Annotated in this window: 6 protein-coding genes and 1 pseudogene; 3 read left to right on the forward strand and 4 right to left on the reverse strand. The window is 36.3% G+C overall.

Translation table 11 applies throughout. The features are described 5' to 3' along the window. Positions 1-37: 37 nt before the first annotated feature. Both VB691_RS22455 and VB691_RS22460 read left to right on the forward strand, forming a co-directional pair. Complete coding sequence (locus VB691_RS22455) at positions 38-373, forward strand: hypothetical protein (RefSeq protein ID WP_323293762.1); 336 nt, start codon at positions 38-40, stop codon at positions 371-373. 98 nt (positions 374-471) lie between these two features. Beyond that, positions 472-999 carry a hypothetical protein gene (locus VB691_RS22460; RefSeq protein WP_323293763.1) on the forward strand — a complete coding sequence of 176 codons (528 nt, stop codon included), beginning with the start codon at positions 472-474 and terminating at the stop codon, positions 997-999. A gap of 17 nt (positions 1000-1016) precedes the next feature. Here VB691_RS22460 and VB691_RS22465 read toward each other — a convergent pair whose 3' ends face one another. The 4 genes from VB691_RS22465 to VB691_RS22485 form a co-directional block, all read right to left on the reverse strand. Further along, positions 1017-2099: a hypothetical protein gene (locus VB691_RS22465; protein ID WP_323293764.1), complete on the reverse strand. Its 1083-nt coding sequence runs from the start codon at positions 2097-2099 to the stop codon at positions 1017-1019. Positions 2100-2295: 196 nt separating this feature from the next. Beyond that, a complete protein-coding gene (locus VB691_RS22470; protein WP_323293765.1) occupies positions 2296-3159 on the reverse strand; it encodes a tyrosine-type recombinase/integrase in 864 nt (287 codons plus the stop codon). A gap of 425 nt (positions 3160-3584) precedes the next feature. After that, positions 3585-4838 (reverse strand): transposase, encoded by a 1254-nt coding sequence (locus VB691_RS22480; RefSeq protein WP_323293766.1) that lies wholly within the window; start codon positions 4836-4838, stop codon positions 3585-3587. Between the two features lie 311 nt (positions 4839-5149). Next, positions 5150-5428 carry a hypothetical protein gene (locus VB691_RS22485; RefSeq protein ID WP_323293768.1) on the reverse strand — a complete coding sequence of 93 codons (279 nt, stop codon included), beginning with the start codon at positions 5426-5428 and terminating at the stop codon, positions 5150-5152. A gap of 93 nt (positions 5429-5521) precedes the next feature. On the opposite strand from VB691_RS22485, the pseudogene VB691_RS22490 reads away from it, so the two are divergent. Next, a pseudogene (locus VB691_RS22490) lies at positions 5522-5671 on the forward strand (integrase); the annotation flags it as partial. Positions 5672-5690: the final 19 nt, after the last annotated feature.

The raw sequence follows: 5690 nt of genomic DNA on the forward strand, positions 1-5690 counted from the left end.
TTGATAATTACTTTGAATTTATTTCTAATCAACTATTATGGATCTTGATTTTTTAATGGTTTCTGGGTTGATGGGAGAGGTTCCACCTGTTGACTCCAAACTTAAAGAATGGTTGCAACAACAGACGATTACAGAAGAAAGTCCAGGTCGCATTTTTAAAGATTGGCAAACTTTCTTAGACTTTATTGGGTCTGATGGGGTTGAAGTGACGGGAAAAAATGATTATTTTCCTATGAAACTTTTACCAGAAATAAATGCTCGTCTGAGTACACCTATCGAAATTGACTTGAAACGACCTCAACAAAAATCCTATCCTTATATTCATGGACTTTATTTACTGGTAAGATTGTTAGGATTAAGTAGTCGGACATAAATAAACAGAACCATGTTAATTTATGTAAATAGGCTGAAACTCTTTTCTGTTGCCTGTTCCCCGTTCTCTATTTCCTAAACTCACAGTTTACTTTAATTGTGTCCGACTACTTAGCTTATCCTATTCGAGAAGGAAAGAAGTCAAAGTTAATAGTTAATCAAGACTTATTGAAAACTTGGCAGGAATTGAATATCACTGAACAGTATTTAATATTATTAGAAGTTGGGGTATTTTGGATTGCAATCGATTATGGAGGTGTTGCTAGTTTTCTCTCAACTTTTAATACTTGGATGAGACTTCCTCAGAAAAGAATTAAAATTACTAAAAAAAATGCTGGTAAATTTAATTTAGAACATCTTGAAACCTTAACTCACTTGGCTCTTTTAGACTTATTTGGTTTGGTTAAATTAGAATCAGGTAAACCCTTACCAGGGAAAGGATGGAACATTACTGCTATTGAAAAAACTCCTTTTGGGGAAGCAATGATGAAAGTATTAATTTGCTGTTTTATGAGTAAAGGAAGTTCATTAAAGTCTCATACGAATAACACGATGATTTATGGTGAATTACAACCGTTATTACAAGAGTATTTTTCTGATTATCAACATAAGTTTACAAGTATTTAATATTGTGGTAGTTTCCCTTATTGCTTGAGAGCAGATTTTTCCCGAAAAACTAAGAATAAATCATTAATTTCAGTCTCTTTAAATCTGAAGGTTTCATTATAGATAATAGAAAGACACTTACTGAATTGTTTGGGGAGTAATGATTCATCGAGTAATTGGTTAAAAAGCTTGGGGAATGAAATATCTCCTCGATTCATTGACCGTTTTTTAGCATGGCCGGTAGAGTCAAATAAGTAATGATAAGAAAAAACGCTTTTGGCGGATTCTTCTGAACAAAAGAAAGCCAATAAGAGAATAAATAAAGGAATAGAGATGGGATTTTTTTCAACTTTTTCTGAGAGAACTTGTTTGACCATTAGTTCCTCATAATTCAGATGACTGTAATCAGTTGTTAACATCTCAGTTAAGGTAACTTCTTCAGCATTTTGAGGAAAATTTAATCTTACATCCAAATCATGTAGGGCAATAATTAAAGTTTCCCACTTCTTAAAATTAAGATTATCTAAACTATAATTAATGTCAATATAATTAATAATATTTTTGACGGTTTCCTGGAATTTTTCCGGTAAAACAACATCATCAAATTTATGAAGATCATCGGGAATAGGAGGAACAAAATATCGGACTAAGAGTAAACGGTGAAGATCTGGTTTTAAGATGTTAACTAATGAGTTAAGGTTATTTTGATTGTTTTTAAAGGAAGTAATCGTATTGTTTTTTTGCTCTTTAACCACGAGCAATAGATAACTTGGTTGAAAATTCAACGATTTTTTGTAATACGTTTGTCTTAAATTCTGTTTATGAATTTCCTGACTTTTTTCGAGGTCATTCAAAATGGTTTCTGGAATATCATATCCTTGGGAAAAATCAACTTCTAAGAAATCGATAATGTGTAAAGGAGTCCAGATGTCATCAGCTTGTAAAAAATTGATAATCGACTTGCCAAATTCATCAATAACCGAAGTTCTTCGTTGTTTGTGTTGAATCTTTTGTTGCTCTATAGAAAGAGTTTTATGGGGTTGGATGTTTGTCTCAACTTTTATGGGGGGCGATAACGGACTTTTAGCCTTAGCTTTTTGTTTGAATAGTTTAGAGAGCATGGTAATACTGGTTGATTTAACTAAATGTTTACTATAATCTAAAATATACTGAAATGATAACAGCATTCATACTGAATTAATCAGTATTTACTTCAAGAATTCTGTTAAGTTCTAAGTATTATTATTTAGACGTTACGAAAAATCAACTAGATGGTTTTATTACCTATCTCCGAAGAAGTATTTAGAATCAAAAAACTTAAATATTAATAAACTGACTACTGCCTTCATTGGGTCTAGCGTGTAAGTATTTAGAAGTAACAGTCAAAGACGAATGGCCAAGCGATCGCATCAAAACATCAATATCACAGCCATTCTCCAGACTATGACAAGCATGGGCATGACGTAACCAATGGGTTGAAGTATGCTCATTAATTCCCGCTTTTTCTGCTGTTGCTTTAACGATACGATGGAGTTGATGGCGGTCTAAACGATTACCAAAGCGAGTGGTAAACAGGGCTTCTGTCTTATCTGAACGAGGAAGCTGCTGCAACTGTTGATAAAGATTTTGACTAATTAAGACTGTTCGTATTTTACCCCCTTTGCCTGTGACGGTTACTTGTCCCCCTTCTTTACGAGGTCGTAAGTCACGCCAGTTAATACTTAAGGCTTCTGTTGCCCTTAGTCCGGTAGCATAAATTAAAGTTAATAGAGAGAGATCGCGTCCTGGTTTAGCGGCGGCAATTAAAGCTTTAACGTCGGGCTGTTCTAAAATGCGTTCGTGTAAGGCACTAATACCGCTTGGAGCTTTAACCGCCTTGGCGATATTGAGGGATAAATAACCAATTTTCCAAGCATAAGAGAATAAACTTTTAATGGTAGAGACTTTGAGGGCGATGGAATTTTGGGAATAATCTTTGAGAAACAGCAGATCAACCCACCGTGTCAAATCCTCCAATAACACTTTAGCCAAAGGTTTTTCAACGAAAGCGAGAAATTGGTTAACGGTGCGAGTGTAAGTTTTTTGGGTGCTAGGACTTAACCCCGACAGCCACAGATAGATGACCTGGGTATCGTTATCAACTTCAGTGATGGGGGGGTGGTAGGTGGTGATAGGAGTCATCAGAGTTGGGGCGGGAACTATTAACACAACGGAAGAAACCTTTTGTTGTATTTCTTTGACCTAATTCTACTATCGTTGCTCAAAGTTACATTCGTTTTGAACAGATTAACCCAAGGCTTTCTCGATGGCCGCTTTTAGTTCGGCATCATCAGGGGCGGTCGCTGGCTCAAAGCGTGCCACGACTTCACCATTACGATCAACTAGAAACTTACCAAAATTCCAACCAATATCTTCACCATCTTGAACTAAGAATTGTTGACGACTCCCGCCGTTAACCGCTTAGGCGGTCTAACGGGGGATTCTGAAAGTCAGTTACCTGACCACCCCTCCACTGAAACAACTCTAGTTGTACAGGGTTTCTAGGCTCAACAACTAACGTTATTGATTCTTCCTGACTATTGCTAATCAAACCTGTTAATTCAGGTTTAGACGTAACTTTCTGGGGGACTCCCAGTAGCGAGGGAGAGATTAATTCCAAGTATTTCTAATCCTTTTCTGCCAATGTTAATACTAGCTTGATTGTCTGCATCTGCGATGAAATTACAGTTGGTGCAGACAAACTTTTCTTTATCTCTATTTGCTGAGTCAATATGACTACAATTAGAGCATTGTTGAGAAGTATATTTGGGGTTTACTTCTAAGTAAATACAGCCAAACTTTTCAGCTACAGACTGTATTTTTAACTTTAAATCACCCCAAGAACAATCTCGGATTAATCTGTTTAAGGCTCTTTTTGCCGATTGACCGTTTTTAATATATTTGCCATCTTCATCTTGTTTTGGTTTGCATCGTTTTATCATGCCTTGAATGTTTAAGTCTTCTAAGACAATTACATCTGCTAATCTTGCTAAATAATGAGCTAATTTCCATTGGTAATCAGTTCTTTGATTAACTATTTTTTGCTCAATCCTAGCCAATCTTTGAGCCGCTTTTTTCTGATTCTTTGACCTTCTTTTTTTACGAGATGATCTACGTTGCCTAATGGCTTTAGTTCGTTCTAGTTGTTTTTCAAACTGGGGATTTTTAATTTGTTCTCCATTGCTTAGAGCCAACAACTTTTTAATACCTAAATCACAACCGATTGCTGACTCTATTTTGTCTAAATCTTTCGGTTGTGATTTAGGTATTATTTTATCTTCAATCTGAATAGAAATATACCAACCATCAGCTTTTTTCCTGACAGTTACTGAACGTAAACTAAAGCCATCTGGAATCAAGCGAGATTGATAAAAACGCATCCAACCAATACTAGGAAGATAGATTTTGTTCCCTTTTAACTTTACTTGATTAGGTGGATAGTTAAAACTTTTAAACCGTTGTTTAGTTTTAAATTTTGGGTATCCTTTTCCGTTAAAAAAGTTTTTAAAAGCGGTGTCTAATTTTCGTAGATTTTGCTGTAAAACAGTAGAGTGAACTGTTTTGTACCAAGGTCTAGCTTGCTTTAACTTTGGTAATTCACTTGACTGCATTTCGTAAGCATTTCGTTTTTTGTCACCTTTATATGGTTCTCCTAGTTGAGAGTTTTTAGAAACTGAGCAAGTTAATGGACAGCACTCAGCTTTAGTTCTTAAATCACAATAATTGCCTAAAGTGGGCTGTCTCACTTGCTCGTAGCTATCTATTCTGTCTCTTAAACAAAAATTGTAATGGCAGCGCAACAAATTAAGCCATTGAAGCATTGTTGTTTCTTGAGAGCTATTCGGTTTTAGCTTGTATTTGTATCCAATTATCATTACTTTTTTGTTACATTATACTTAGTATAGCATTTATATACACAATATGGTCAAAGTTCAATTGAGTGCCAGGATAGAAGATTCAGAGATGAAACTTTTAATCAGATACGCCAAAAAAGTAGGGCGCACCAAAACCGATGTGCTTCGAGAGTTTATCCGATCTCTCAAAAACCCTGCTTAATCGATGCTTCGCGGTTTATTTTTTGGTCTAGGTTTCATCCCACCGTTAAGCTTTTGGCTCTAACGGGGGTCTTCACCTAGACATTGAGATAAAGGGGACTGCGGTTGGCCCCATTGACATCTTGTTTTTCGAGCAAAGTAAATTCAACATTGTACTTACTGGCGGTAAAATCTTTAATTTGTTGAGGACTCCCAGGTTCTTGTGCGCCAAACTGATTACAAGGAACGCCAATTACTTTAAAGCCACGATCACTGTATTTTTGGTCAAGTTCAACCAAACCCGAATATTGAGGGGTTAAACCACATTGACTGGCAACATTGATAAACAGGATGACTTGATTTTCGCGCTTCGGCAGGAGTTAGAGGTGTTCCGTCAAGTGCCGTAAGATTAGTGGGTAGAGGCATGATAATAATGTAGAGGGAGAAATGATTTCCACTACATTATCTACTTTAGGCGGACTTTTTGCAGCGATTTGTTGGATGCGGGTGATATCGTTACTGTGCAGAAGTTGGCCGGCCATGCTTCTCCTGTTACTACTGCTAAGTATGATAGGAGGGGTGAGGCGGTTAGGCGGGCGGTTCAGAATTTGGGGTTTTAGGTTGTTTGGGAAACAAAAG

The sequence above is a fragment of the Crocosphaera sp. XPORK-15E genome (assembly GCF_034931425.1).
Lineage (GTDB): Bacteria > Cyanobacteriota > Cyanobacteriia > Cyanobacteriales > Microcystaceae > UHCC-0190.

Coding starts and splice junctions, on each gene's coding strand:
- VB691_RS22455 (WP_323293762.1), top strand. CDS start 38: ATGGATCTTGATTTTTTAATGGTTTCTGGGTTGATGGGAGAGGTTCCA.
- VB691_RS22465 (WP_323293764.1), bottom strand. CDS start 2,099: ATGCTCTCTAAACTATTCAAACAAAAAGCTAAGGCTAAAAGTCCGTTA.
- VB691_RS22470 (WP_323293765.1), bottom strand. CDS start 3,159: ATGACTCCTATCACCACCTACCACCCCCCCATCACTGAAGTTGATAAC.
- VB691_RS22480 (WP_323293766.1), bottom strand. CDS start 4,838: ATGCTTCAATGGCTTAATTTGTTGCGCTGCCATTACAATTTTTGTTTA.